The sequence below is a fragment of the Pararhizobium sp. LjRoot255 genome, assembly GCF_964252905.1.
Taxonomy (GTDB): Bacteria; Pseudomonadota; Alphaproteobacteria; order Rhizobiales; family Rhizobiaceae; genus Pararhizobium.
The window spans coordinates 371823-395307 of the sequence record NZ_CAXUPQ020000001.1 but is presented as its reverse complement, the minus strand read 5'-3'; the positions used below and the strand labels follow the sequence as shown (position 1 = coordinate 395307).

28 protein-coding genes are annotated in these 23485 nt (G+C 62.4%); 20 read left to right on the top strand and 8 right to left on the bottom strand.

The features are described 5' to 3' along the window. The first annotated feature begins 112 nt into the window (after positions 1-112). Together ACSQ2W_RS02020 and ACSQ2W_RS02015 are read left to right on the top strand one after the other, a co-directional pair. Positions 113-535: a YciI family protein gene (locus tag ACSQ2W_RS02020; protein ID WP_436084736.1), complete on the top strand. Its 423-nt coding sequence runs from the start codon at positions 113-115 to the stop codon at positions 533-535. A gap of 178 nt (positions 536-713) precedes the next feature. Then, positions 714-1976, top strand: coding sequence for an RNA polymerase sigma factor (locus ACSQ2W_RS02015; protein ID WP_436084735.1), 1263 nt, complete (start codon positions 714-716; stop codon positions 1974-1976). Between the two features lie 281 nt (positions 1977-2257). On the opposite strand, the gene ACSQ2W_RS02010 is transcribed toward ACSQ2W_RS02015, so the two are convergent. After that, complete coding sequence (locus ACSQ2W_RS02010) at positions 2258-3127, bottom strand: VOC family protein (RefSeq protein ID WP_436087650.1); 870 nt, start codon at positions 3125-3127, stop codon at positions 2258-2260. Between the two features lie 440 nt (positions 3128-3567). Between ACSQ2W_RS02010 and ACSQ2W_RS02005 the strand changes: the two genes are divergently transcribed. Next, positions 3568-3990, top strand: a complete 423-nt coding sequence (locus ACSQ2W_RS02005) for a universal stress protein (RefSeq protein WP_436084734.1) — start codon at positions 3568-3570, stop codon at positions 3988-3990. A gap of 85 nt (positions 3991-4075) precedes the next feature. Here ACSQ2W_RS02005 and ACSQ2W_RS02000 read toward each other — a convergent pair whose 3' ends face one another. Further along, positions 4076-4537, bottom strand: a complete 462-nt coding sequence (locus ACSQ2W_RS02000; RefSeq protein WP_436084733.1) for a DUF1801 domain-containing protein — start codon at positions 4535-4537, stop codon at positions 4076-4078. A 181-nt stretch (positions 4538-4718) separates the two neighbouring features. Further along, positions 4719-5327, bottom strand: coding sequence for a DUF1801 domain-containing protein (locus ACSQ2W_RS01995; protein ID WP_436084732.1), 609 nt, complete (start codon positions 5325-5327; stop codon positions 4719-4721). Positions 5328-5816: 489 nt separating this feature from the next. On the opposite strand from ACSQ2W_RS01995, the gene trhA reads away from it, so the two are divergent. After that, positions 5817-6476 (top strand): PAQR family membrane homeostasis protein TrhA, encoded by a 660-nt coding sequence (trhA, locus tag ACSQ2W_RS01990; RefSeq protein ID WP_436084731.1) that lies wholly within the window; start codon positions 5817-5819, stop codon positions 6474-6476. Positions 6477-6495: 19 nt separating this feature from the next. Here trhA and ACSQ2W_RS01985 read toward each other — a convergent pair whose 3' ends face one another. Beyond that, positions 6496-7014, bottom strand: coding sequence for a hypothetical protein (locus ACSQ2W_RS01985; protein WP_436084730.1), 519 nt, complete (start codon positions 7012-7014; stop codon positions 6496-6498). 254 nt (positions 7015-7268) lie between these two features. On the opposite strand from ACSQ2W_RS01985, the gene ACSQ2W_RS01980 reads away from it, so the two are divergent. Continuing rightward, positions 7269-7535 (top strand): hypothetical protein, encoded by a 267-nt coding sequence (locus tag ACSQ2W_RS01980; RefSeq protein ID WP_436084729.1) that lies wholly within the window; start codon positions 7269-7271, stop codon positions 7533-7535. 40 nt (positions 7536-7575) lie between these two features. Here ACSQ2W_RS01980 and msrB read toward each other — a convergent pair whose 3' ends face one another. Beyond that, complete coding sequence (gene msrB / locus ACSQ2W_RS01975; RefSeq protein WP_436084728.1) at positions 7576-7983, bottom strand: peptide-methionine (R)-S-oxide reductase MsrB; 408 nt, start codon at positions 7981-7983, stop codon at positions 7576-7578. Between the two features lie 254 nt (positions 7984-8237). Here msrB and ACSQ2W_RS01970 point away from each other — a divergent pair, with 254 nt between their 5' ends. The 10 genes from ACSQ2W_RS01970 to ACSQ2W_RS01925 all read left to right on the top strand — a co-directional run bounded on the left by ACSQ2W_RS01970 (position 8238) and on the right by ACSQ2W_RS01925 (position 16611). Further along, positions 8238-10601 (top strand): putative monovalent cation/H+ antiporter subunit A, encoded by a 2364-nt coding sequence (locus ACSQ2W_RS01970; RefSeq protein WP_436084727.1) that lies wholly within the window; start codon positions 8238-8240, stop codon positions 10599-10601. After that, a complete protein-coding gene (locus ACSQ2W_RS01965; RefSeq protein WP_436084726.1) occupies positions 10598-11017 on the top strand; it encodes a Na(+)/H(+) antiporter subunit B in 420 nt (139 codons plus the stop codon). Before ACSQ2W_RS01970 ends, ACSQ2W_RS01965 begins: the two co-directional genes overlap by 4 nt. Next, entirely contained in the window at positions 11017-11394 is a 378-nt protein-coding gene (locus tag ACSQ2W_RS01960; RefSeq protein WP_436084725.1) for a Na+/H+ antiporter subunit C, read from the top strand. The genes ACSQ2W_RS01965 and ACSQ2W_RS01960 overlap by 1 nt, the downstream gene beginning before the upstream one ends. A gap of 7 nt (positions 11395-11401) precedes the next feature. Beyond that, complete coding sequence (locus tag ACSQ2W_RS01955) at positions 11402-12961, top strand: Na+/H+ antiporter subunit D (RefSeq protein ID WP_436084724.1); 1560 nt, start codon at positions 11402-11404, stop codon at positions 12959-12961. Next, positions 12958-13434 (top strand): Na+/H+ antiporter subunit E, encoded by a 477-nt coding sequence (locus tag ACSQ2W_RS01950; RefSeq protein ID WP_436084723.1) that lies wholly within the window; start codon positions 12958-12960, stop codon positions 13432-13434. The genes ACSQ2W_RS01955 and ACSQ2W_RS01950 overlap by 4 nt, the downstream gene beginning before the upstream one ends. Then, positions 13431-13781 (top strand): cation:proton antiporter, encoded by a 351-nt coding sequence (locus ACSQ2W_RS01945; protein WP_436084722.1) that lies wholly within the window; start codon positions 13431-13433, stop codon positions 13779-13781. Before ACSQ2W_RS01950 ends, ACSQ2W_RS01945 begins: the two co-directional genes overlap by 4 nt. Next, on the top strand, positions 13778-14140 hold the full coding sequence (gene mnhG / locus ACSQ2W_RS01940; RefSeq protein WP_436084721.1) for a monovalent cation/H(+) antiporter subunit G: 363 nt from the start codon (positions 13778-13780) through the stop codon (positions 14138-14140). Before ACSQ2W_RS01945 ends, mnhG begins: the two co-directional genes overlap by 4 nt. 478 nt (positions 14141-14618) lie before the next feature. After that, positions 14619-15050: a MucR family transcriptional regulator gene (locus ACSQ2W_RS01935; RefSeq protein ID WP_436084720.1), complete on the top strand. Its 432-nt coding sequence runs from the start codon at positions 14619-14621 to the stop codon at positions 15048-15050. Positions 15051-15293: 243 nt separating this feature from the next. Next, a complete protein-coding gene (locus ACSQ2W_RS01930; RefSeq protein ID WP_436084719.1) occupies positions 15294-15785 on the top strand; it encodes a helix-turn-helix domain-containing protein in 492 nt (163 codons plus the stop codon). Beyond that, the gene (locus tag ACSQ2W_RS01925; RefSeq protein WP_436084718.1) at positions 15778-16611 is read left to right on the top strand and encodes a DUF6456 domain-containing protein; all 834 of its coding nucleotides are present in this window, start codon (positions 15778-15780) and stop codon (positions 16609-16611) included. The genes ACSQ2W_RS01930 and ACSQ2W_RS01925 overlap by 8 nt, the downstream gene beginning before the upstream one ends. 11 nt (positions 16612-16622) lie before the next feature. Here the strand turns inward: ACSQ2W_RS01925 and ACSQ2W_RS01920 are convergent, their stop codons facing one another. After that, positions 16623-17045, bottom strand: coding sequence for a SufE family protein (locus ACSQ2W_RS01920; protein WP_436087649.1), 423 nt, complete (start codon positions 17043-17045; stop codon positions 16623-16625). A gap of 311 nt (positions 17046-17356) precedes the next feature. Between ACSQ2W_RS01920 and ACSQ2W_RS01915 the strand changes: the two genes are divergently transcribed. Next, complete coding sequence (locus ACSQ2W_RS01915) at positions 17357-17689, top strand: type II toxin-antitoxin system RelB/DinJ family antitoxin (protein WP_436084717.1); 333 nt, start codon at positions 17357-17359, stop codon at positions 17687-17689. Next, a complete protein-coding gene (locus ACSQ2W_RS01910; RefSeq protein WP_436084716.1) occupies positions 17619-17981 on the top strand; it encodes a type II toxin-antitoxin system YafQ family toxin in 363 nt (120 codons plus the stop codon). The genes ACSQ2W_RS01915 and ACSQ2W_RS01910 overlap by 71 nt, the downstream gene beginning before the upstream one ends. Positions 17982-18103: 122 nt before the next feature. Here the strand turns inward: ACSQ2W_RS01910 and ACSQ2W_RS01905 are convergent, their stop codons facing one another. After that, complete coding sequence (locus ACSQ2W_RS01905) at positions 18104-18538, bottom strand: DUF5330 domain-containing protein (RefSeq protein WP_436084715.1); 435 nt, start codon at positions 18536-18538, stop codon at positions 18104-18106. Positions 18539-19137: 599 nt separating this feature from the next. On the opposite strand from ACSQ2W_RS01905, the gene ACSQ2W_RS01900 reads away from it, so the two are divergent. The 3 genes from ACSQ2W_RS01900 (at position 19138) to ACSQ2W_RS01890 (ending at position 22220) form a co-directional block, all read left to right on the top strand. Beyond that, the gene (locus ACSQ2W_RS01900) at positions 19138-20715 is read left to right on the top strand and encodes a sensor histidine kinase (RefSeq protein WP_436087648.1); all 1578 of its coding nucleotides are present in this window, start codon (positions 19138-19140) and stop codon (positions 20713-20715) included. Beyond that, the gene (locus ACSQ2W_RS01895; protein ID WP_436084714.1) at positions 20687-21634 is read left to right on the top strand and encodes a peptidoglycan-binding domain-containing protein; all 948 of its coding nucleotides are present in this window, start codon (positions 20687-20689) and stop codon (positions 21632-21634) included. Before ACSQ2W_RS01900 ends, ACSQ2W_RS01895 begins: the two co-directional genes overlap by 29 nt. A 238-nt stretch (positions 21635-21872) precedes the next feature. After that, positions 21873-22220: a DUF1491 family protein gene (locus ACSQ2W_RS01890; protein ID WP_436084713.1), complete on the top strand. Its 348-nt coding sequence runs from the start codon at positions 21873-21875 to the stop codon at positions 22218-22220. Positions 22221-22229: 9 nt separating this feature from the next. Here the strand turns inward: ACSQ2W_RS01890 and ACSQ2W_RS01885 are convergent, their stop codons facing one another. Then, positions 22230-23309 (bottom strand): DUF2336 domain-containing protein, encoded by a 1080-nt coding sequence (locus ACSQ2W_RS01885; protein WP_436084712.1) that lies wholly within the window; start codon positions 23307-23309, stop codon positions 22230-22232. Positions 23310-23485 lie beyond the last annotated feature (176 nt).

Below are 23485 nucleotides of genomic sequence, written 5' to 3'. Positions count from 1 at the left end.
CGTCGCTACTTTTCTCGAAAAAAATTTCACCGGCATGTCGATTTTCCCGACACTCGTTCGTCGTAGGAGCAGGAAGGTCGATATGGCCTCCGTCAACCAGAGGAGAAAGACGATGCGTGTTATAGTTATGGTGAAAGCGACGAAGGAGAGCGAAGCGGGAATCATGCCCTCGACTGAACTTCTTGAGGCGATGGGCAAGTTCAACGAGGAACTGATCAATGCTGGCGTCATGCTAGCGGGCGAGGGGCTGCATCCTTCCTCGAAAGGCAAGCGCGTGGCGTTCGACGGCCCCGGCCGCACCGTTATTGACGGGCCTTTCGCCGAGACCCGCGAACTGGTCGCCGGCTTCTGGATCTGGGAAGTGAAGGACATGGCCGAGGCGGTGGAATGGGCGAAGCGTTGCCCCAATCCGATGCCGGGCCCGAGCGAACTCGAGATCCGCCAGGTGTTCGAGGCCGCCGACTTCGGCGATGCGCTGACGCCGGAGCTCGCCGAACAGGAGGAGCGTCAGCGCGAGAAGCTGGCCGGCCATTAGAGCGGGATGATTTTAGGTCGAATCGACCTGAAATCTGAATCCGCTCTAGAATCGAAGAAGTAGAGCATGATGTCGTCCGAAAGCCGCTTACACTTTTCGGCATCATGCTCTAACGCCGCGCCGCCTCCGTCGCCGCCGCCGCTTGACGCCGCCCTCGCATCTCCCGTAAGCGGGAAACATGGCGGCGACCGAAACCCATCAGACGATCGAGACGGTCTTCCGGATCGAACAGGCCAGGCTCATCGCGGGCCTGGCCCGAATGGTGCGGGACGTCGGTTTGGCCGAAGACCTGGCGCAGGACGCCCTCGTGGCCGCCCTCTCTGAATGGCCGAAGACCGGGGTTCCGAGAAATCCAGGCGCCTGGCTGATGGCCGCTGCCAAGCGCCGCGCCATCGACGGGTTCCGCCGCAAGAAAATGTTGGCGCGCAAGCATGCCGAGATCGGCCGGGGCCTTGAGGGCGAAAGTGTCGATCCCGTCGCGGATATCGAGGCTGCCATGGATGACGATCTTGGCGACGAACTGCTGGGCCTGATCTTCACCGCCTGCCACCCGATGCTGTCGCCCGAGGCGCGCGCGGCGTTGACGCTGCGCCTGATCGGCGGGCTGACGACGGACGAGATCGCCCGCGCCTTCCTCTCCAGCGAAGCGACCATCGCCCAGCGCATTGTCCGGGCCAAGAAGACGCTCGGCAAGGCCGGCCTGGCCTATGAAGTGCCGCGCGGGCCGGACCGAAGGGAACGCCTCGCCTCGGTGCTCGAGGTGATCTACCTGATCTTCAACGAAGGCTATGCGGCCACCGCCGGCGAGGACCTGATCCGTCCGGCCCTGTGCGCCGAGGCCCAGCGCCTTGGCCGCATCCTCGCCGGGCTGGCGCCCGGTGAGCCCGAGGTTTTCGGTCTCCTCGCGCTGATGGAAATCCAGGCCTCGCGTCTCAGCGCCCGAATTGCGCCGGACGGATCGCTCGTTCCGCTGACCCAACAGAACCGCACCCGCTGGGACCAGCTCCTGATCCGCCGGGGTTTCGCTGCATTGGCGCGTGCCGAAGCGCTCGGCGGTGCGGGCGGACCCTACGCCCTGCAGGCAGCACTCGCTGCCTGCCACGCAAGGGCGCGCAAGGCTGAGGAGACCGACTGGCAGAGGATCGCCGCGCTCTACGACACGCTGCTTGAGGTGATGCCGTCACCGGTCGTCGATCTCAATCGGGCCGTGGCCCACAGCATGGCCTTCGGGCCGGAGGCAGGTCTGGCGCTCGTGAAGGCGATCGAGCAGGCGGGGACCCTGCGCGACTATGCCCCGCTGCCGGCAGCCAAGGGGGACTTCCTGTTCCGGGCGGGCCGGCTGACCGAAGCCAGGGCAGAGTTCGCGCGCGCGGCCGCGCTCACCCGCAATGAACGCGAACGAGCCTTCCTGCTAGCACGGGCGGCGGCCTGCGGCGGCTGACCTCAACGCCTATGCGCCGTCCGCCACACGTTCTGGATCGCACGAGATGCCGAACCCGAAGGGGCGTTTGGTGGCAGGATGTCCAACGTCCTCTCGTCCCCCATTCCCTCGCCAACTGCGACACGGCTCACCTCTGACCTGGGGCTCATAATTGTCGTGCCGTCCTGCCGGATGGATCCTGAATCTGGACGGCCTTGGAATGCTGCGACGTCGGACGCGGGTGAGCATTTTGTGGCTGGACAAGGCGCTTACACTTTCGGCATCGTGCTCCAGCCTTGAGGCTACCCCACCAGCTTCAGCCCGATGCCCCACGGGTCGATCAGCGAGACGGTGGCGCCGTTGCGCGTCACCGGGATTTCCAACTCGTCGAGCTTGGCGACTGCCGCCTGCAGCTTGGCCGGATCGTTGAAATGCACGGTGTAGTCGGCAAGGCCGGTCATGTTGCCCTGCCGCTTCGGAGCACCGCGCGAATTCCAGATGTTGGCGCCGACATGGTGGTGATACTCGCCGGAGGCGAAGAAGCTGGCGCCGGGATAGGTGGCCATCAGGTCGAGCCCGAGCACGTCGCGGAAGAAGGCGTTGGCCTGCGGAATGTCCGACACCTGCAGGTGGATATGGCCGATCGCCGTCCCATCCGCCATGCCCTCCCATTTGTCCTTCGGCGCCGCGTCGTAGAGTGCCTGCAGGTCGAGCGGCAGCGTCGCCATTTTCACCATGCCGTCCTCGATATAGTTCCATTCCTCGCGGGGGCGGTCGCGATAGACCTCGATGCCGTTGCCTTCGGGGTCGCCGAGATAGATCGCCTCGCTCACCAGATGATCCGACGCGCCCTGCAGCGGCACGTTGTTGTGGGCGACATGGGCGAGCCAGCGGCCAAGCTCGGTGCGATCCGGAACGAGGAAGGCGGTGTGGAAGAGGCCGGGCGCGTTGCGCGGCGCAACGGCGGCATTGCCTTCGGTCGTCAGCGTCAGAAGCGGCCGTCCGGCAACGCCGAGCGTCTCGCCGCTCGCCGTCTTTTCCATCGGCGTCAGGCCCATGATCTGTTGATACCACGACGACACCATGGCCAAGTCGCGCACCACCAGATGCGAGTGATCGATATAGGCCGGCATGCGCACGGCGTGTGTTAAGGCGTGCTCTGTCATCGTCATGCTTTCTGCCTTGGCTGAGGCCGTTCCCGTTGCCAGCGCTGTCGCCGACAACTTCATGAAGGTGCGTCTGTCGAAGCTGGCCATGGGCGCGTCCCGTTTGAAACTCTTGCAGAACTATATGGCGCGCGCGCGGCGTGCACGAAAGGGGGCGGATTGGGGAAGTACCGTTCTCAGCCTGTTGACAATCGCCTGCGACCGCATGGCTACTGCATAATTCCTTAAATCGGAATCGATTTAAGGATCAAATTATGCAGCAACTTTAAAGAGCTACAGCGCCGTTTGCGCGTCATACTTGACGCGCGGCGCTGTAGTTGTGACTTTTTCCCACTCACACCTATATTCTATCTATCCGCACCAGGCAGCGAGGGTTGGTGAAAACAGCGGCCATGAGGCAGGACGTCTTGCCTCTCTGCCGGCGCGGCGAACCCGAGGAGACAGTCATGTATTCGAGAATCATCGTCCCGATTGCCATGGACCAGCTGGAGCACGGTGAGAAGGTCCTGGAGCGCGCCAAGTCGCTGCTCGACGAGGGCGGCGAAATCATCCTGCTGAATGTGGTCGAGGATCTGAATGCCTATGCGCAGGGCTACATGATTGTCGACTTTCCGCTGGAAATGATCGAGGCATCGCGCAAGCATGCGGCCCAGACGCTGACCGATCTCAAGCGGAAACATGGCGTCAAGGGCCGCGTCGAAATCCGCGTCGGCGGCGCCGCCGGCATCATCAACGCCTTTGCGGAAGAGATGGAGGGCGACCTGGTGATCATCGCCTCGCACCGGCCGGGGCTGATCGACTATTTCATCGGCTCCACCGCAAGCCGCGTCGCCAGCCATTGCAAATGCGCGGTGCTGATCGATCGCTGAGACGAAAACGTGACGGCAGCGAAGGTGCGGCCGGTCGCCGCCAGCGGCTGCGCGTCCGGCTCTTTGCAGTCATTCCCGGCGCTTTTCAAGCGCTCTTCGGCCCCCTCTGAGAGCGGACGGGGCGAGTGGCAGATCGCACCGACGTGTTCAGCGCCACGGCGGCGCGAATGAGCGCCTTCAACGCCTTTTCGTCAATCTTGTCGCCCTCATGGAAATCGATGGCACGTCTGGTGTTGCCTTCGAGGCTGGAGTTGAAGAGGCCTGAAGGGTCCTCCAGCGAAGCGCCCTTGGCGAAGGTCAGCTTCACGGCGGTCTTGTAGGTTTCACCGGTGCAGATCATCCCGGCGTGCGACCACACCGGAACCCCTCGCCACTTCCACTCCTCGACCACGTCGGGGTCGGCCTGCTTGATGAGAATTCGGACCCGAGCGAGCGTCTCGCCCCGCCAATCACTCAGTTCCTTGATTCTCGCATCTATCAGCTGGGAGGGCGAATCGCCTCCTTTCGCTTCCTTCGGTTCGCTCATGGCTGTTGTCGCTTCCATCATGGTTGTTGTCGCGCGCCCGTCACTGAGTATCGTTAGTCAGCACTTGGTACCATCGCATCTCGTTTCCATCAGGGTCTTTGTCGAACCAGCTTATCATGTTGGGTCTCGTCTCGATTTCGGGTACTTCGACCCCGGGCACGCACCAGGTCCCACGCCACGCATGCACCTCGCGACTTCCCGCTCACATGCGTTCGCCGGGCAGTTGGCTGGCTTGCTTCACCCAAGCGGCGAACTGATCCTCGTCGATCTGGTCGTCCTCATGGATGTCGAGGTAGCGCACGTCCTTGTGCTTGGACTCGCCGGGAGGGAGAGGACGCAGCGACGTGCCGCGGAAGAACGCCACCTTGACGTATTTCGTGAAGCAATGAAGGCTGAGGAACCAGCCCTGGCCCTCGACGCCATAGAAGGGCGAGTTCCATTTGACTGCCTTGCGCACGCCGGAGACGGTGCGCACGATGAGCGCGTCGAGGCGGCGCCCGACGTCGCTTTTCCAGCCCGGCATGGCCGCGATGTAGGCCTGCACGGGGGCGTCGCCGTCGGCCTTCGCGATCTGAGGGTTGCCGCCTGCGAGGAGGGTCGGCTTCGCGGCCACCGCGGGGCTCTTGCTCTTGGTTGCGGTGGCTTTGGGCACTGCATGGTGCGCCGGCAGCTCCTTCGTCGCGGCCTTGGTGGGCTTGCGGGCTGATGACTTGGCGACTGACCTCTCGGGCTTGGGCGCCTCCGCAGCAACCCGCTTGGCGCTGGCCTTCATCGCGACCTTCGCCGACTTCTTGGACGTTTTGTTGGCCATTACGTTCACTCCGCTGATAGACGGATAATAATCAAATACTTGATTTTTAGTGATGTCGACCATTCTGTCGGTGTGCAGGTCCGGATATTCTGCGGCGGCGTCGCATAGCTACGTCGTTCGGATCGATCTGGGCAAGAGCAGGAAACGGCAGGGTAAGCGCGGCAGCAAGCGGCGTGGCGGCAGGCAAGGGGCCTGGATGTACGATATGCCGTTTCAATGCCATGCATGGTCTCCCCGAACGCCTTTGCGGGTTTCATTCTCTGAAAAGCGATGCTTTCGCAAGTTTCCAGGGGAACAACGCGCGTGCTCGTCGCCAAGAAGTCGATCTGTTGCAAAGATTGATCTTTCCTGCCCTTTTTTGGCTCGCCTGCGTGTGTCAAATTGTATGGCTGCCGCGCTCGTGTCGTGGCGGTATGGTGCTGCGAACCATGGTGGGCATTTGTTGGCAGCATCGTGAAGCCGAATTGCAATGAAGTGTCGAGGGGCTCTGTGGAAATCAAGGGCGTCAACTGGAACTATGATCGCTCCGAGCTGATAGCCGATGGCGTCGTCCATGGGATCGGCCTTGCTTTTGCGCTGATCGGCGTCACGGCGATGATCTTCTATGCGACCCTCTGGAGCACGTCCGGCCAGCTGGTCGCTGCCTGGATCTACGGCGCCGGGCTGGTTGCGACGCTGTCGATCTCCTTCCTCTACAATCTCTATCCCGTGTCGAAGACGAAATGGTTCCTGCGCCGCTTCGACCATTCGTCGATCTTCGTATTGATCGCCGCCACCTATACGCCGTTCCTGCAGCGCGGCTGGGAGGATCCCTATCTGTTCGGCATGCTGATCGGCATCTGGGCGATCGCCTTTGTCGGCGTCTTGATCAAATGCGTCTTTCCCGGCCGGTTCGACAAGGTGGCGATCCTGCTTTATCTCGCCATGGGCTGGAGCGGCGTGTTTGCTGCCGGCCCGCTGCTGTCGCAGCTGACGGGAACGACGCTGATCCTCATCCTGATCGGCGGCATCATCTATTCCTGCGGCGTGATCTTCCATGTCTGGGAAAAGCTGCGCTTCCAGAACGCCATCTGGCACGGCTTCGTGGTAACGGCGTCCGCCGTGCACTATTCAGCCGTTCTCACCTGCATCAGCAGCGCTTCGGCCTGAGCCGTTGTCTCACCGGACGTCAGTTCGGCGCAGCGCCGGGAGCCTGCTGCGGCGCCTGATCGCATCCCGTGGCGGGCCGCAGCGATTTCACCATCCGGCCGATCACGCCGTTGAACGTTTTCAGCGCGTCGCGCGGATAGCGAAGGTGAAAATAGGCGGCGGTTCCATCGCAGAGAGCGATGCCGCGGACATAGAGAACATCTGCCGCCCGCGAGCCGGAATAGCTCGCCCAGCCCTCTGTCACCTTGTCATAGGTGATCGTCCATCCCTCAGCCCTGTCCCCGTCGATGCGCTTGCGTGCCACGCCGGCAAATTCCCCATCCTCGATCATCGTGCCGTAGATCAAAAGCTCGGAACGCCCATCGTCGGAGCGGAAGGTCGCGCCATCGCCGTTGTCGGCTTCCTGCTGACGCGTGAACGCCGGCGGTACGGCCGCGCTGTATCCGAAGCGCGGATTGGAATAGCGCGTCCAATCGTCCGCGGCGAGGGCGGGCCAGCTTGAAAAAAGGGCTGCTGTCAGCAACAGCGCATGTCTCAAGGTCACCTCCGTTGTTGCAGTACGCCGCCAGGCGGCCATGTGTTCTCATTTGAGACGGAGCGGGCCGGAAACGTATTCACGGCGAACCGCAAGAAAAAAACAAGGGGTTGAAAAACCATCTTTCGACTGGAACCGCAAAGGCCCCCTGGGGTAGTGGTAAGGGCCACGCAATGTATTAGCAATATTAAAGACTTTTGCCGAAAGACATGCATTCTTGAGTGAAAACGGTGGAGACGCACCGAGAAAGAGGGCGAATGTCTGAGCCACGCAATGCCGCAAACCGCAACATCTCAGGTGAGCGCCCGGACTACGGCGTCGATGACAAGGGCGTCCCGCTTTGGACCGAGGCGGACGAAGAGATGGCGTCGGGCCGCAATTGGTCGGTCATCCTCGTCTTCCTGTTCGTGCCCTTGATGGCGCTGGCCGTGCTGGCGCTCTGTCTTTACGCCCTGTTTGCCCATGTCTTCGGCCTGCCGTCCGCGCCGGAGACTGTCATTGAAAGCACCAGGCTACCATCGTGATGTGCGCGGCGCTGTTCTGAGCCGCGCCCGGCGGGCAAATTCACCCCTGTTCGAAGGTCAGGGCCACTCCATTCATGCAGTAGCGCAGGCCGGTCGGCGGCGGGCCGTCGGGGAAGACGTGGCCGAGATGCGCGTCGCAATCGGCACAGCGGATTTCCGTCCGGCTCATCCCATAGGACGTGTCGTGATGTTTCGTCACGGCGTTGGGCGAGATCGGTTCGTAGAAGCTCGGCCAGCCGGTACCGGAATTGAACTTTGCCTGCGAGCGATAGAGCGGCCGGTTGCAGCAGACGCAGTGATAGACACCCTCCTTGCTCAAGTCGAAATCCGGGCTCGAGAAAGCGCGTTCGGTGCCGTGCTGACGGGTGATGCGGTACTGTTCCGGCGTCAGCTGCGCGCGCCATTCCTCATCGGTCCTGAGTATTTTCAAGGTGCTGGTGTCGCTCATCGGTGTCTCCCTGATTTGCTGCAAAGATATAGGAAGGATCGGGCGTTCCGGCAATCACCCCGTCTGCGGCGTCCAATCACGCGCCAGCCCGTGGCAATCTGGGGAGAAGGGCCGTTTTTCCGGCCATAAGCTTGAGTTCGTTGCTCGCTTGGCTTATCCCCAAGAGTGTTCGCCATCGACATTCGTTCGCAGGGCTTCCTTGCTGTCTCCTGCCACGCCGCAGCCCGCAACCCTTGAAAGGAACAATCGGAACCATGAATGTCGCCGATCTGACATTTCTGGCTCTCCTTTTGCCGTTCCTGGGCGCAATCGTGGCGCCGCTCCTGACCCGCATCCTCGGTCCCAATGCCGCCTGGGCGCTGGCACTCATTCCCGTGGCGATCCTTCTGCATTTTACCGGCTTCGCGGCGGAGATTGCGCGCGGCCAGGTGGTGACCGGCGGCTATGTCTGGGTGCCGTCCTTCAATGTCAGCTTCTCCTGGCTGGTCGACGGACTGTCGCTGACCTTCATCCTGTTGATTACAGGCATCGGCGCGCTGATCGTGCTTTATTCCGGCGGTTACCTGAAGGGACATCCGCATCAGGGCCGGTTCTTCTCGTTCCTCCTGATGTTCATGGGCTCGATGCTGGGACTGGTGGCATCCGACAGTTTCCTGATGCTGTTCGTCTTCTGGGAGCTGACTTCGATCACCTCGTTCCTGCTGATCGGTTTCGATCATGAGCGCGAAGCGGCCCGCCGCGCAGCCCTTCAGGCGCTGGTGGTGACGGGCGGCGGGGGGCTGTTCCTGCTCGCCGGGCTGCTCCTCCTGTGGAACATCACCGGCATCACCCAGTTTTCGCTGCTCGCCGCCTTCGGCCCGGCGGTCAAGGCAAGCCCGCTCTATCTGGCTGCGCTGATCCTCGTGCTTGGCGGCGCCTTCACCAAATCGGCGCAGTTTCCCTTCCATTTCTGGCTGCCGAACGCCATGGAAGCGCCGACCCCGGTCTCGGCCTATCTGCATTCGGCGACCATGGTGAAAGCCGGGGTCTATCTGTTGATGCGGCTTTACCCGGTGCTGGGCGGCACGGCGGAGTGGCAGGTCATCCTCCCGGTTTTCGGCGCCGCGACGCTCGTCATCGGGGCGCTTTTGGCGGTGCGCCAGACCGATCTGAAACTGATGCTCGCCTATACGACGATGTCGTCGCTCGGGCTTCTGGTTCTCTTGACCGGTTTCGGCGCGCCCCACGCGATCGAGGCGGCAGCGCTCTACCTGGTGGCCCATGCCCTGTTCAAGGGGGCGCTGTTCATGATCGCCGGCATCATCGATCACGAAACGGGAGTGCGTGACGTCACCCGGCTCGGCGGCCTGCGCTTCGCCATGCCGCTGACATTTGCCATTGCCATGGCCGCCGCCGTTTCGATGGGCGGCCTGCCGCCGTTCTCCGGCTTCCTGGCGAAGGAAGAAATCTATATGGCGCTGTCGTCCTTCGACGGGCGCGCGATCATTTTCGCGGCGCTGGCCGTTGTCGGCAATGCCCTGATGTTCGCCGTCGCCTTCGCGGTGGCGCTGAAGCCGTTCGTCGGCAAACAGGTGAAAACGCCGACGGCTCCCCATGAGGCTCCCATATTGCTCTGGCTCGGCCCTGCCGTTCTGGCGCTGAAGGGGCTGACGGTCGCACTCTTTTCCGGCACCGTCCATGAACTGATCACGTCGCCGATGGCATCCGCCATTGCCGGCGAGGCGCGGGTGGTGACCATCTCGCTGGTGCCGCATATCGGCGTTCCGCTGGCGCTCTCGACCCTTACCGTTCTGCTCGGGATCGGCATCTATCTCGCGCTTGCGCGTTTTCGCGGCGGGATCGCTGCCGTTCTCGCCGCGATCGGCTGGGGGCCGGACCGCGGCTTCGATCAGGCGATGCGCGGCCTCATCCGCCTGTCCGCGACGGTGACGCGGCGGCTGCAGACTGGCCGGCTCGACACCTATATGACGGCCACATTCCTGCTGCTGGCGATCGTCCTCATCGCACCGCCCTTCCTCTACGGCGAACTGGCCCGGGCGCCGGTTTTCCCGCAGGACATTCCGCTGCATGAACTCGCCATCATGGTCATCGCGGCGATCGGGCTCGTCGCGGTCGTTTTGGCGCAGGACCGTCTGACGGCTATCGTCTCGCTCGGCATCCAGGGCTTTTCGGTCGCCGTGATCTTCCTGCTCTTCGGTGCGCCGGACCTCGCCTTCACCCAGTTCATGGTCGAAACGCTCGCTGTCGTCATCCTGGCGCTGGTCATGACGCGGCTCAGGCTGTCGCCCTCCGATCATCGTCCGCGTCGCGAGACCCTGCCGGATATGGCAATCGCGCTGGCCTGCGGGCTCGGTGCGACGCTCTTTCTGCTCAAGGTGACGGAAGCGCCGTTCGACACGGCGCTCAGTGATTTCTTCAACCAGTATTCGAAGACGATCGCCCACGGCGCCAATGTCGTCAACGTCATCATCGTCGATTTCCGCGGCACGGATACGCTGGGCGAAATCGCCGTGGTGATGATCGCCGCGCTGGCGATCCTGTCGCTCGTGCGGCTGCGGGCAGGCTCGCTCAGGCGCATCGTCGACAATGATCCCGATGCGGAGGATGCGAGCCGATGAAATCGCTGATCTTGCGCACGGTGGCGCCGCTGATCGTCGGCCTGATGATGCTGTTTTCGCTCTTCGTGCTCCTGCGCGGCCACAACGAGCCAGGCGGCGGCTTCATCGGCGGGCTGATCGCGGTTGCCGCCCTGTCGATCTACGGCATCGCCTTCGGCGTCGAAACCGTGCGCCGGGCAATCGTCTTTCATCCGCTGGCCATTGCCGGGGCAGGGCTGCTGCTTTCGACGCTGTCCGGCCTCGTGTCGATGGTGTTCCATGTGCCGTTCATGTCGGGGCTTTGGACCTATCCGGTCATCCTCGGCGAAGAGGTGCCGCTGTCGAGCGTCATGACCTTCGATATCGGCGTCTATCTGGTCGTCGTCGGCGCGGTGACCTCCGTCGCCCTGTCGCTCGAGGAAAGGGGAGAGGATTGATGGAACCCGTTTTCGCCCTCCTGACCGGCATCTTCCTGACGATCGCCATCTATCTGCTTCTGTCGAAATTCATCATCCGCATGCTGATGGGCGTCGCCATCCTCGGCAATGCCGTCAACCTTCTGATCTTCACCAGCGGCCGGATCATGCGGGAAGTGCCGCCGGTGATCGGGCCGGGTCTCGACGTGCCGGCAGGGCCGGTCGCCAATCCGCTGCCGCAGGCCCTGATCCTGACGGCGATCGTGATTTCCTTCTCGTTCTTCGCCTTCCTGCTGGTGCTCTCCTGGCGCGCTTACAGCACGCTTGGCACCGACAACACCGATGAGATGCGGGTGGCCGAGCCGCAAGACGCCGCGCTGCCGCCGCTGGGATACTGACGCAACCATGGCCGTTTCCCCGCCCCCCGCCGATCTGTCCGCAGCGCTGGTTCTTGAGCCGGTGGCAGCGCTCGACTGGCTGGTGATCCTGCCCGTCGCCTGGTGCATCGGCACCGGAGCGGTGCTGATGATGGTCCGGCCACGGACCTTTCTCCAGCCGCTGATCGCCATTGCGGCACTTTGCGTTCTGGCCGGGCTTGATGCTGCGCTCCTGTGGCATGTCTCTCAAAACGGTCCGGTGACGATGGTCATGGGCCGTTGGCTGCCGCCCTTCGGCATCGCCTTTACGGTCGATCTGACCGGCGCGCTGTTTGCGCTCATGGCGGCCCTGGTGGCGCTCGCCGGCGCCGTTGCCGCCGTCACCGATATCAACGACAGCGGCCGCCGCTACGGCTTCTATCCCTTTCTGATGCTCCTGATGGCCGGCGTCAGCGGCGCCTTCCTGACCGGCGACATCTTCAACCTCTATGTCTGGTTCGAGGTGCTGCTGATCTCGTCCTTCGGACTCCTGGTGCTCGGCGCGGAGCGTGCGCAGATCGACGGGGCGGTGAAATACGGCTTCCTCAACCTGGTCGCCACCACGCTGTTCCTGATCGCCACCGGCTATCTCTACGGCATTTTCGGCACGCTCAACATGGCCGATATCGCGGCCAAGGCCGGCGAGCTGCAGAGCACCGCGCCGCTGACGACGCTGGTTGCGCTCTACAGTCTCGCCTTCTGCATGAAGGCCGCTGCCTTTCCGGTGAACTTCTGGCTGCCCGCCTCCTACCATACGCCGCGCGTCGTCGTCTCGGCGCTGTTTGCCGGTCTGCTCACCAAGGTCGGCATCTACGCGCTGATCCGCGTTTCCGTCATGCTGTTCCCGGTAGAGCGGCAAGAGCTCAGCTTCGTCATTGCGCTTGTCGGCGCGCTGACGATGATCACCGGCGCGCTCGGGGCGCTGGCGCAGACCGACACGCGGCGCCTGCTCGGTTACCTCGTCATTGCCGGCATCGGCTCCATGCTTGCCGGTATTGCCGTCGGCGGTCCTGGCGGCGTCGGCGGTGCGGTCTTCTACGCACTGCATTCCATGGTGGTGATGACGGCGCTCTATCTGACGGCGGGGCTTGCCGCCCGTCTCGGCGGCGGCTTTTCGCTGGCCTCGCTCAGTGGGCTTTATACACGTCATGCGCTGTTTTCAGCGGTGTCGCTGATGCTGTTCTTTGCAGTCTCCGGCCTGCCGCCGTTTTCCGGCTTCTGGCCGAAGGTGATGCTGGTCAAGTCGGCCCTCGACGTCGGCGCCTGGTGGCTGGCGGCGGCGCTGCTTTCCACCGGCTTCCTGACGACGATCGCCACGGCGCGCCTGTTCCTGCTCGCCTACTGGCGGCCGGCGGCCGCGGCCGCACCGTCGGGAAAGGCTGCCTTGCCGGCAACGCTGCTGCTGCCGCTTGTGGGCCTGACGGCGGTGAGCATCCTGATCGGACTGTTTCCCGAGACCTTGCTCGGCCTCGTCCAGAAGGCAGCCTTGACGCTCAACGAGCCGTCCGCCTATCTGGGTTCCGTCTTTCCAGCCGGGAGCGCGCCATGAGATTCGTCATCGTCAATCTGCTGCTGACCCTGGTCTGGTCGGTCGTCACCGGCAGCTTCACCCTCCATAATCTGGCGCTCGGCTTCCTGATCGGCGCGTTGTCGCTCATGCTGGTGCGCGAGCGGCTGCCGGCCAGCCTGCATCGCGTCCGCCCGGTGAAGCTGCTGTTGCTGGCAGGATTGTTTTTCAAGGAACTCGCGCTGTCGGCAATCAAGGTCGCGGTCGTGGTGCTCAGGCCGAACATGCGGCTGCGGCCGGGCATTTTTGCCTTTCCGCTGACGATCACGCGCGATTTCGAGATCACCCTCCTCGCCAATTTGATCACGCTCACGCCCGGCACCTTGTCGGTCGATGTCTCGGACGACCGAAAGATGCTCTATGTGCATGCGCTCGATTGCCATGACCCGGCGGCCGAAAGGCGAGCGATCTCCAGCGGCTTCGAACGCCGCATCAGGGAGGCTTTTCCGGCATGAGCGCGTCCTCCATCCTTTCCTTCTCGACCACGTTCGCGCTTGTCACCCTGTCGCTCGGCCTGTTGCTGACGGTGGGCCGGATCGTGCGCGGCCCGACCCTGCCGGACCGGGTGCTGGGCCTCGACATGCTGGTCGCCATCGCCATCGGTTTCATTGCCGTCATCGCCATCCGCAGCGGCTTCAATCTCTATATCGACATCGCCATTGCGCTGAGCCTGGTCGGCTTTCTTGCCACCGTCGCCTTTGCCCGCTTCATTCTCGCCCGCGGCTTGTCGCCGGAATCAGGCCGTGCCTCCGGCAAGGCCTTGGCAACGGCGCGGCGCCCGAGAAAGCGAGGCCGCCGATGAGCACCGGTCCCGATATGCCCGTGGCGATCGCAGTCAGCGTGCTCATGATGGTCGGCTCGATCTTCAGCCTGGTGGCAGCGCTGGGGATTCTGCGCTTTCCGGACCTCTACACGCGCATGCATGCAGCCTCGAAGGCAGGCACTGTCGGCTCCGGACTGCTGTTGCTGGCGGCGGGGTTGCACGCGCTCGATATCGCCATTCTGCTCAGAGCGCTCGCCGGATTCGCCTTTTTCGTCTTAACTGCGCCGATTTCCGCCCATCTTCTCGCCAAGGCCGCCCATCAGGCGGGATACAAGCTCACCAATCTTTCGGTCACCGACCAATTGCCATTGGAAAAGCGGAAGTCCGATAATCTCTAAATGTCTGAAAGAACTGCAGCAGATTGGACGTAGAGAATCGCTCGCCCGCCAACACAAAGCCATGTCTTTTTTTAGATGTAACGTAATGTTTCCATCGCGGTGACGGTTGGCGCCACAGTCCAAGATGAGTAGGCTAGATCTCGCACAAATTATTATTGGACTTTTCTTCGATCAGTGTTAATCGAGTAAAAGCAAAGTGTCCATTTCCATATTAATTCGTTCCGAAATTCCAGCATGGGTTGTGAATATTGATTGTTGCTTTGAGGAGCCGGTATGTCCCGGCGCTTTGGCGATGTATTCAAACCCCGGAATTTGGAGTAATATGAGAGCTTGTCGCGGTTTTACGGTTTCTGTCGAGGGAAAACTTCGGATCAGAGTCGTTTAACGCGGTTTTCGGACATTTTCTTCGCATGTTTTGGTTGTGCACGCGATCCCCGTCGCGTGCATGTTGGAAGAATTCCGATAGGAGAAAGAAAGAATGACGGATCTAACGCTTGGCTCGGGCCACGATCTTCTGGTCGAACTCACCGCAGAGATCGTTGCAGCCTATGTCAGCAATCATGTCGTACCGGTTGCCGAACTCTCGACGCTGATCGGCGATGTGCATGCCGCCCTGAACAATACCAGCGCCCCGGCTCCGGTCGTGGTTGCCGTTGAAAAGCCGAAGCCGGCCGTTTCCGTGCGCAAGTCGGTTCAGGATGACCAGATCACGTGTCTGGAATGCGGCGGCACCTTCAAGTCGCTGAAGCGCCACCTGATGACGCACCATAGCCTGTCGCCGGAAGAGTACCGCGAGAAGTGGGACCTGCCGGCCGATTATCCGATGGTGGCTCCGGCCTACGCCGAAGCGCGTTCGCGCCTCGCTAAGGAAATGGGTCTCGGCCAGCGCCGCAAGCGTCGCGGCAAGTAAGGGCAGGGTGCCCCAGCCCTTTGAACAGCGAACCGGCCCGGCGAGACCAGGCCGGTTTTTTATCACCCGCGAGCGGCAAGAGCCCGACATCAGATTCGCGGCTAGAGGAAAATATACCTATTTTTTTCGGATAAATAACGAGAAACCTCAAAAAAACAACGCTTGATTGCGGAAAGGTCGTTCCTTTCATCCCCGCAATCGCACTAGGGTGTATGAATTATTTCCTATTTAAAGGAGTAAATCATGCGCCTCTGCAAAATGGCCCCCTTTTCCGCCGATCATTTTACGCCGCCGAACCGCACCCGTGCGGCGGCCGGCCAACGCCCGCCACTGGAAATCAAGTCGACTTCGCCATCGCCATTGGGCGATGCGGTCAGCATTGCCGAGCCCTGGGGACCGGTCCTGCCCGTCGCCGTCCATCTGCGCTGCCGCGTCGTGCGCCAGCTGGCGGCCGAGATGGTGATGCTGGTCGGTGAGCGGGTGCCGCTCAGGCGCGATCGCCGGCGCACCAGCTGCCATGTCCGGCAGATCTCCATGTATGTCTGCCATGTGGTGCTGCAGATTTCGCTCACCGATATCGGCTACGCTTTCGGCCGCGACCGGACGACCGTTAGCCATGCCTGCAACGTCGTCGAGGACCGTCGCGACGATCCGGCCTTCGATGATTTCGTCGCCTCGGTCGAGCGCGTCATCACCTCGGTTTTTGGCGCGCCGGGAGGTCGCGGGCATGAATAAAGCCGTTGATGCCCACAAGACCATCGTCCGCCTTGTCCGATACGCAGCAAGTCATTCGGCCGTCTTCATGGACGCCGTGGAGGGGGGCGTGACGTTCCACTCCGGCGCAAACCGGCCGCCCCGGCATTTCCCGCTGGATGCGTTGGAAAAGGCCTGCGCGTTAGGCCTCGTCGTCCGTGACGGCAACCGCATTCGCGCCACGTCCGAAGCGCGGGCCTTCCTGCGCCGCGCCTTGCTGGCGTCGGAAGACGCGTTTCAGGAGCAGCATCGCGACACTGAAAACCGTACGGTATCCGTCGATGGCATCCGTCAGACCGCGCGGGTCAACGCGCTGGAGTCACCGCTTGGCGCAATCGCCCGGCTGAAGGAGAAATCGGGCCACGCCTTCTTGCCCCCCGAAGCGCTTGCCGCGGGAGAACGGCTGCATGCCGATTTCACCCGGGCGCAATTGCAGCCGCGCCTGACCATGGCCTATGAGCCGCGCCTTGCTTCCAAGACCAAGGGAGGGGCAGGCGGCACGGCCGATCTCTGCGACACGGCGCTTGCCGCGCGGATGCGCGTCGGCAAGGCGATGGAGGCGATCGGGCCGGAGCTCTGCGGCGTCGCGCTCGATATCTGCTGCTTTCAGAAGGGATTGGAACTCGTCGAGCGGGAGCGGCAATGGCCGGTGCGCTCCGCCAAACTGATGTTGCGCGCCGCCCTGATGGCGCTTGCCCGTCACTACGCGCCGCCGCGTTCCGCGAGCAGGCACAGCCATGTCTGGGGAGCGGAGGGGTATCGGCCGGATGCGAGCGGCCTCGCAGCCGGCTCGGTGACCGGCATATGACCGGCCCGGGCTTAGGCCGCCAGCCGCCGGGCAGCTTCGTCCTTGATGCGCTTGACCATCGAGCGCAGGCCGTTGGCGCGCTGCGCCGTCAGGTATTCGATCAGGCCCATGCGGCCGAACAGGTCGAGCGCATCGATCTTGATGATGTCCGAGGCAGGCTTGCCGGAAAAGATCGACAGCACGATGGCGACGAGGCCGCGCACGATATGCGCGTCCGATTCGCCTTCGAAAGTGAGGATCGGATCGCGGCTTGCGCCATCGGCATGGGTGACCAGCCAGACCTGGCTGGCGCAGCCATGCACCTTGGTCTCGGCCGTCCGCTTTGCCTCAGGCATCTCCGGCAGCTTGCGGCCGAGCTCGATGACATAGCTCATCCGGTCCTGCCAATCGTCCAGATAGGAGCAATTGTCGATGATTTCGGCAAGCGGCGTGATCCGCGATGTGTTCATCTGATCCATGCCCTTCATATAGGCGCGATGCCGGGGAGTGTGAAGCGTTTTTGCGCAATACAGCGCGTTGTCGGTGTCGCGCCGTCGGAAATGGTCCCCGAAGCCTGTGTCCCGGCGTTCGAGCAAATGCTACAAAAAATGGAAGCTACCGTGGTTCTCGCCATCCGCATCGCCTCTGGCTATCCCAGGTCTTGACTGTATCGCAGTTGAGATACATATAGGTTGACCATTTGCTGACCAATCGCCATTGAGGTGAGTGGCCGACAGGTAGCTAATCACGGCATGGGAGTCCTAAAATGGCTGCTAACACAAAAATGATTCACGTTCGGGTCGATGACGACATCCGCGAAGAAGCTGCGGCGGTTCTTGGATCGTTCGGTCTTTCGGTTTCAGAGGCCGTTCGAGTGTTTCTTCATCGTGTCGTCGCTAGCCAGAGCTTTCCGCTTGAACTCAAGGTCCCCAACGAAACGACCCGTGCCGCTCTTGCAGAGGCTCGTGAGATCAGGAAAGCTCGCAAGGCCCGCTTTGCGACGCCGGAGGAGCTTTTCGCTGATCTCGATGGCAAGAAGGAACAGGCCTCGACTCCAAGTTCTGCGAGCAAGCAACTTGAGAAAACCAAGCGCCGCTAGACGAGCCTCTCTTCCGAGAGCCTCTGAGTATACCAAGCAATTTCGAAAAGACTGGGACCGGTACAACAAGGCCGGCAAAATGGACATGAATCGCGTCATCGAATTGATGACTGAGATTATTCTGAAAAAGCCGCTTGGAGCAGAGTGGGCTGATCATGAGCTTTCCGGTAACGAGTGGAAAGGCGCAAGGGAAGCCCATATCGGAGGTGATTTTCTCCTCGTCTATGATGCAGATGACGACTTCGTCGAATTTGTCAGGCTGGGCACGCATTCTGAGCTGTTCGGACGGTAAAAAGGCGGTCGTAACACTGCCCCTCCGCATGAAAACGTCAGCGCATCATCTATTCAATGGTCCGGCTGTTCAATAGGTCCGGGACGACGTTCGCTCGGTGTCTGTCTGCTTTCAATTATGTTTTACTGCGCCGCAGCCGTCTTCGGATCGAGGCGCTTTTCCGGCACGGGTATCTTGTTGAAGAGCGGCTCGGCTTCGGCGGAGCCGGGTTCTTCAGTCGTGACAGCCGCGGCCGGCACAGGAGTGGTGATGGTGCCGGTCGTTACCGTGTCGCTCGGCTCGGCGAATTGCTGGTCGAGGAAGAGATAGGCGATCTTGGCGCCCTCGCGGGCCCGGTGGCCGAGCGCCACGAAGGTCTCGGCACCCTTTTCGCACACGTCCGGCTTCTGCACGCAGAGCGCGCTGATATAGCCGAAGGCCTCGGTCGCGGCCGACATCGTGTCGCCGACATCCACCTTTGGACCCTTTTCAAGCGTCGCGCTGCTCGACGGGTCGAGAAACGGCAGAAGCACCAGCACCAGCGAAAACCAGAATGTTCCCTTGATCAGAAACCACATTGTTTTGCCCAATCCTTTGGTCCGGCCTTTGGTCCGGCATTTGGTCCGGCGCCTGGCGTCCGGTCTTTGCCGGCTTCGCTTCCTGGCGCCTTGTCATCACACCTTAGGCGGGGATTCGGAACATGCCTTTGCCAAAACCGTTCGCATTTGCACCGTCTTTTCGTAAAATTGTCGATATCGGCATTTGAACTGCATTTTACGTGCATTTTAACGGACGCCATTAAGGATCATGGCGAGGGCCTGTCCGGCTGTCCTGCAAACGCTGGGTCGCGGTCAGGGTGGTGTTGCCATAAAGGTTAATGTCGTGGGAAAAACCGCCTGAAATCCGTTGCTTACGCCCCATTAACCACAAAAGACGAAGCCGTTGCGATTTGTCCCGGAATGGGACTTTCGGGCGATTCCGCGGGGTTTGCGGCAATTTGATTTATCCTTTCATTAAGCCGCCGGTGCGAAATTCGGATAGGTGAAGTCATCTTCCGGCAAGCCCGTTTTTGGGCCCGGGATGACGGCCTCGCATAAGGACGGAACCATGATGGATTCCGCGAAAAAACGAGCATACAGGGTTAAACGTGAGCGTATTGCGTAACATTGCTGGCAAGATGGCGTCCCGCGTGGACGACGCTGCACGCCTGTGGTTGCCGCGTCAGGTGGCCGGCGAGCCAGAGAGAAGCAGTGAACTCGCCGTTGTTCGCGCCGTGGCCGCCATCGCTCTTGTTGCCTTCCCCTCGGTGCCGCTGGCGCTGTCGGCTGCGCTGCCCGTTTCGCTGGCTTTGCCCGTTGGTGCGGCACTCGTCGCCGCTGCCGCGCTGATGACGGTGGCAGGCGGTATCGCCTATGTGCGCAACCGTCCGGTTGTCCTGCCGGCGGCCGGATCAGAGCCGGCGCCTGCCGACAACGGCGCGCGGCATTATGATTGCTTCGCCGGTCTCGTCACGATCCACGATATCAGGGGTTCGGTCACCGCCATCCACGGGCGAGATGCGGAATCGTACGTGGCATGGATGCGCAATCCGCTGGGGCGCGGCTTTATCGAGCAGATCCACGTTTCCGACCGCATCCTGTTCCTGCAGGCGATCGATGAATTGCGCCAGGGCAGCCGCCAGGCGACGATCGATATCCGGTTCGAGCGGCCCAATGTCTTTGTCGAGGGCGAGCAGTTCGTGCACATGCGCTGCGAGATGACCGCGCTCGGCAATGAACGGCACCGACTTTCTTCCATTCTTGTCCAGTCGCGCGACGTCTCCGAAGAGGCGCGCCTGCGGGCAGAGGCAGTGCAGAAGACCCGGCTCGCAGAAACGGCCAACGACGCCAAGACCCGTTTCCTGGCCGCCGTCAGCCACGAGCTGCGCACGCCGCTCAATGCCATCCTCGGCTTTTCCGACATCCTTGCCGGCGAATATTTCGGCAAGCTCGAAAACGACCGCCAGCGGGAATATGTGGCGCTGATCAACCAGTCGGGCGCCCACCTTTTATCGGTCGTCAACACCATGCTCGACATGAGCAAGATCGAGGCTGGCCGCTACGAACTGATGCCGGAACCGTTCCGGGTGTCGGAGGTGGTCAATGCCTGCGAGGCGATGCTCGGCCTGCAGGCGCGCGAAAAGGGCGTGCAGCTGACCAGCCGCATCATGCGCACGGTGGGCGAGGTCAATGCCGACCAGCGCGCCCTGCAGCAGATCCTGATCAACCTCGTCGGCAATGCGATCAAATTCACCGACCGCGGCGGCCTCGTCACCATCGATGCGGAGGTTTCCGGCAGCGACCTGAAGCTGACCGTTAGCGATACCGGCATCGGCATCGCCGAGAGCCAGCTCGCGACGCTCGGCCAGCCTTTCGTGCAGATCCAGAACGACTATACCCGGAAATATGAGGGAACCGGCCTTGGCCTGTCGCTGGTCAAGGGGCTGGTGGCGCTGCACGGCGGCCAGTTCGACCTGGCCAGCCGTTCCGGCGAGGGAACGGTGATCACGGTCACAATTCCGCTTGACGGCTCCGGCATCCGTGTCGCGGACGAGCATGAAGTTGTGGAACAGACAATGGTGGAGTTTCCGCCGCGCCTGAAGGAGCGCGCGGGCAAGACAACGAACGGCCGGGCGCTTGCGGAAGCGGACCGGGCGGAAGTTGACGTGAGGATTGGAGGCGCTGGCCATGACGGCTCGCAAGCGAAAACAGCCTGAGCGGAAAAAGAAGGCGCAGCGCGGGCCCGGTCTTGCAATGACGGGCCTTGTGGTGGTCGGCCGCGGTTTGATCGTCGCCAGTCGCCTCGTCTCGCGCAATCCCCGTCTTTTTGGCGGCTCTGCGGCTTTCGTTGTGGCGTTCAGTTTCATCGCGGCGAACGCGATGTGGTACCAGCCGGGCGCACATCCGTCACCGCTCCTGCGCACTCGCCTGCCGTTCACACATCCGCAGATCGCCGGTCTGGACGAGGAACCGGCCGGCGCTTCGCCGCGCAAGGTGACGACCTTCGTCATCCAGCGGGAGGATGACACCGCGGCGGCGCCGATCGATAAGCCGAAGCCGGAACCCGCAGCGGAAGCGGCGCAAGTCCAGCCGGCAGCAACGCCGGTGACGGGCTTGGCGCTGGTGGCGGGCATCCAGAAGGAACTGGCCCGGCGCGGCCTCTATGACGGCCCCGCCGACGGCAAGACCGGCCCGAAGACCTCAGCCGCGATCCTGCGCTTCGAAAAGCAGGCCGGCCGCCCGGAAACCGGCGTTGCGAACGAAACGCTGCTCGCCGCCCTGCACAAGGAGCCGGCCAAGGGCAGGACGCTGACCGCTGCCCGGCCTGCCGATCGGCCCTATCAGAACGTCAAGGGCGGCAAGGGCGAACTCGACCCGGTCGCCGCCGCGATCCGCAATGCCGAGATCGATCCTCAGTTCATTCCGAAGGTCGATATCCCGGCCTCGAGCGAACTGGTGATGAACATCCAGAAGGGCCTGAGCAACCTTGCCTATACCGACGTCTCGATCGACGGCGTGGCGGGCGAACAGACCCGCTCGGCCATCCGCCATTTCGAGAAGCACTACCGCCTGCCCGAAACCGGCCAGCCGAGCGACAAGGTGCTGAAGAAGATGAAGGAAATCGGCGCGCTCTGAGGTGTTGCGCGCATGTCCGATGAAAATCCAGGCCAGCTTTGCCCCTCACCCTGACCCTCTCCCCGCAAACGGGGAGAGGGGACGATCGAGGGTGCCGCTTGGTCCTTCTCCCCGTTCGCGGGGAGAAGGTGGCCGACAGGCCGGATGAGGGGCTTCGCGTCAATGTCCTGCGAGTGGCGCGCAGCTTTCCGCTGTCGCGACATTTGCGCTGCAACCCGCGCCGGTGTATCTGCCTGCCATGCGCCTGAAATCCGAACTCTTCGTCTCCGCTCTTCTCCGCCGGGTGTTCAACCTCGGCGGCTATGCGGCCGTGCTTCGAAAGGGCGCCGAAGACGCCGGGGCGATTTTCATCCGGCAGCGGTCGCGGCTTGGCCACGAAACGCTCTATGCCCCCGCACCCCAAAGTTTCTTTGATGATCGCGCGCCTGGCCGGCTGTTCGAGATCCGGTTGCAAGAGGCAGACGGCGAGGCGGTCGATCAGGCGATTGCCCGCGAGATCCGCTTCGATCCGGATTGCTGGGTGGTGGAAATCGAGGTTGATGGCCGCGGCGATCTGTTCGATGTCACCGCCGAAAGGGAAGGCTGATGCCGGGTTTCAGCGTCCGCGCCCGAAAGTCCGGTTCGGCTGGGTGACTGCGCCGTCGCGCGCGGTCTTTTCCTTGGCGATCGGCGAGCGGCGCGGATCGGCGCCGCGTTCGGGGGCAAGATAGGGCTGGTGTTCGCGTTTGGCCGCCATTTCGTCCTGTACTGCTCGCAGCCAGGATTGAAGGCTGGCGCGGCTTGTCTCCGGCGTGAGCGAAGCGATGAGGGCATCACCGCGTGTGGCGCCGCCGAAGCGTTCGGCAAGATCCGGGTAGAGCGCCCCAAGCACGAAGAGGGTATCGGCGTGTCGCATGCCAAGCGCCGTCAGCGCAATGGCGAGATGCTGGCCGGATATGTCGAGCAGGATGCGTTCACCGAGCTCCGGGCTGGTCGACAGGGCGGCGGCAAGGCTGGCGGCGAAAAGATTGGCCTCGCCGGAGCGGGCGAAGCGCACGAGAAGCGCCTCGTGAAGCGGGCTTAGCGGTTCGATGACCGGATCGGCCGGCAGGTCCTGTTTGGTCACGCGGGCAAGCGCCCTGATATCGCCGCGCAATTTTTCTTCACGCACCAGTTTCGCCGCATCCGGTGCGATGGTTTCCGGCGGGCGTTTTTCCGCAGCGGCAGGGATGTCAACCGTTTTTGCCGGTGCACTGGCCGTCTGGCGGCGCTCGACAAGCGCATCGACCACGTGAACCGACAAATTCTCGCGGCGGGCAATTGCGGTGGCATGGGCCGGACCCTGGGCGCGGATGATCTGCGACAGCGTTGCGTCGCTGATCGAGGTCGAGCGGGTGAGGAAAATCGCAGCAACGGAAATTGGCGCGTTGCCGATCACGAGCGCCACCGATTGCGGTACGTGCTGGCATTGCGAGAGTGCGGCTGCCGCCTGGCGGCGGGCTTCGTCGCTGGAGGCGCCAAACAGCGGTTCGAACAGTTCGGCAAATTGCTTGAGGTCGGACCGGCGCGGATGGCGCAATCCCTCGAAACCGGTCACGGTCGCCATCAGGACGACGTCCTTCAGCCGTCCTGCCTGCGGCCTTTCCAACTCACGAAACCGGTCCGCCACGGATACACCCACTCGTACGCACACCACACTGTCCCGATTTCGGACGGGCGGTCTGCCCGGTTATCCGAAGGGAACTCGAAATCTCAGGCAAAATCGGGAGGGATAGCTTCGAACGTCGTGGCCGACACCAGTGTCACCGACCTACTGCATAATTCCTTAAATCGGAATCGATTTAAGGAAAAAATTATGCAGCAGATCAAAGC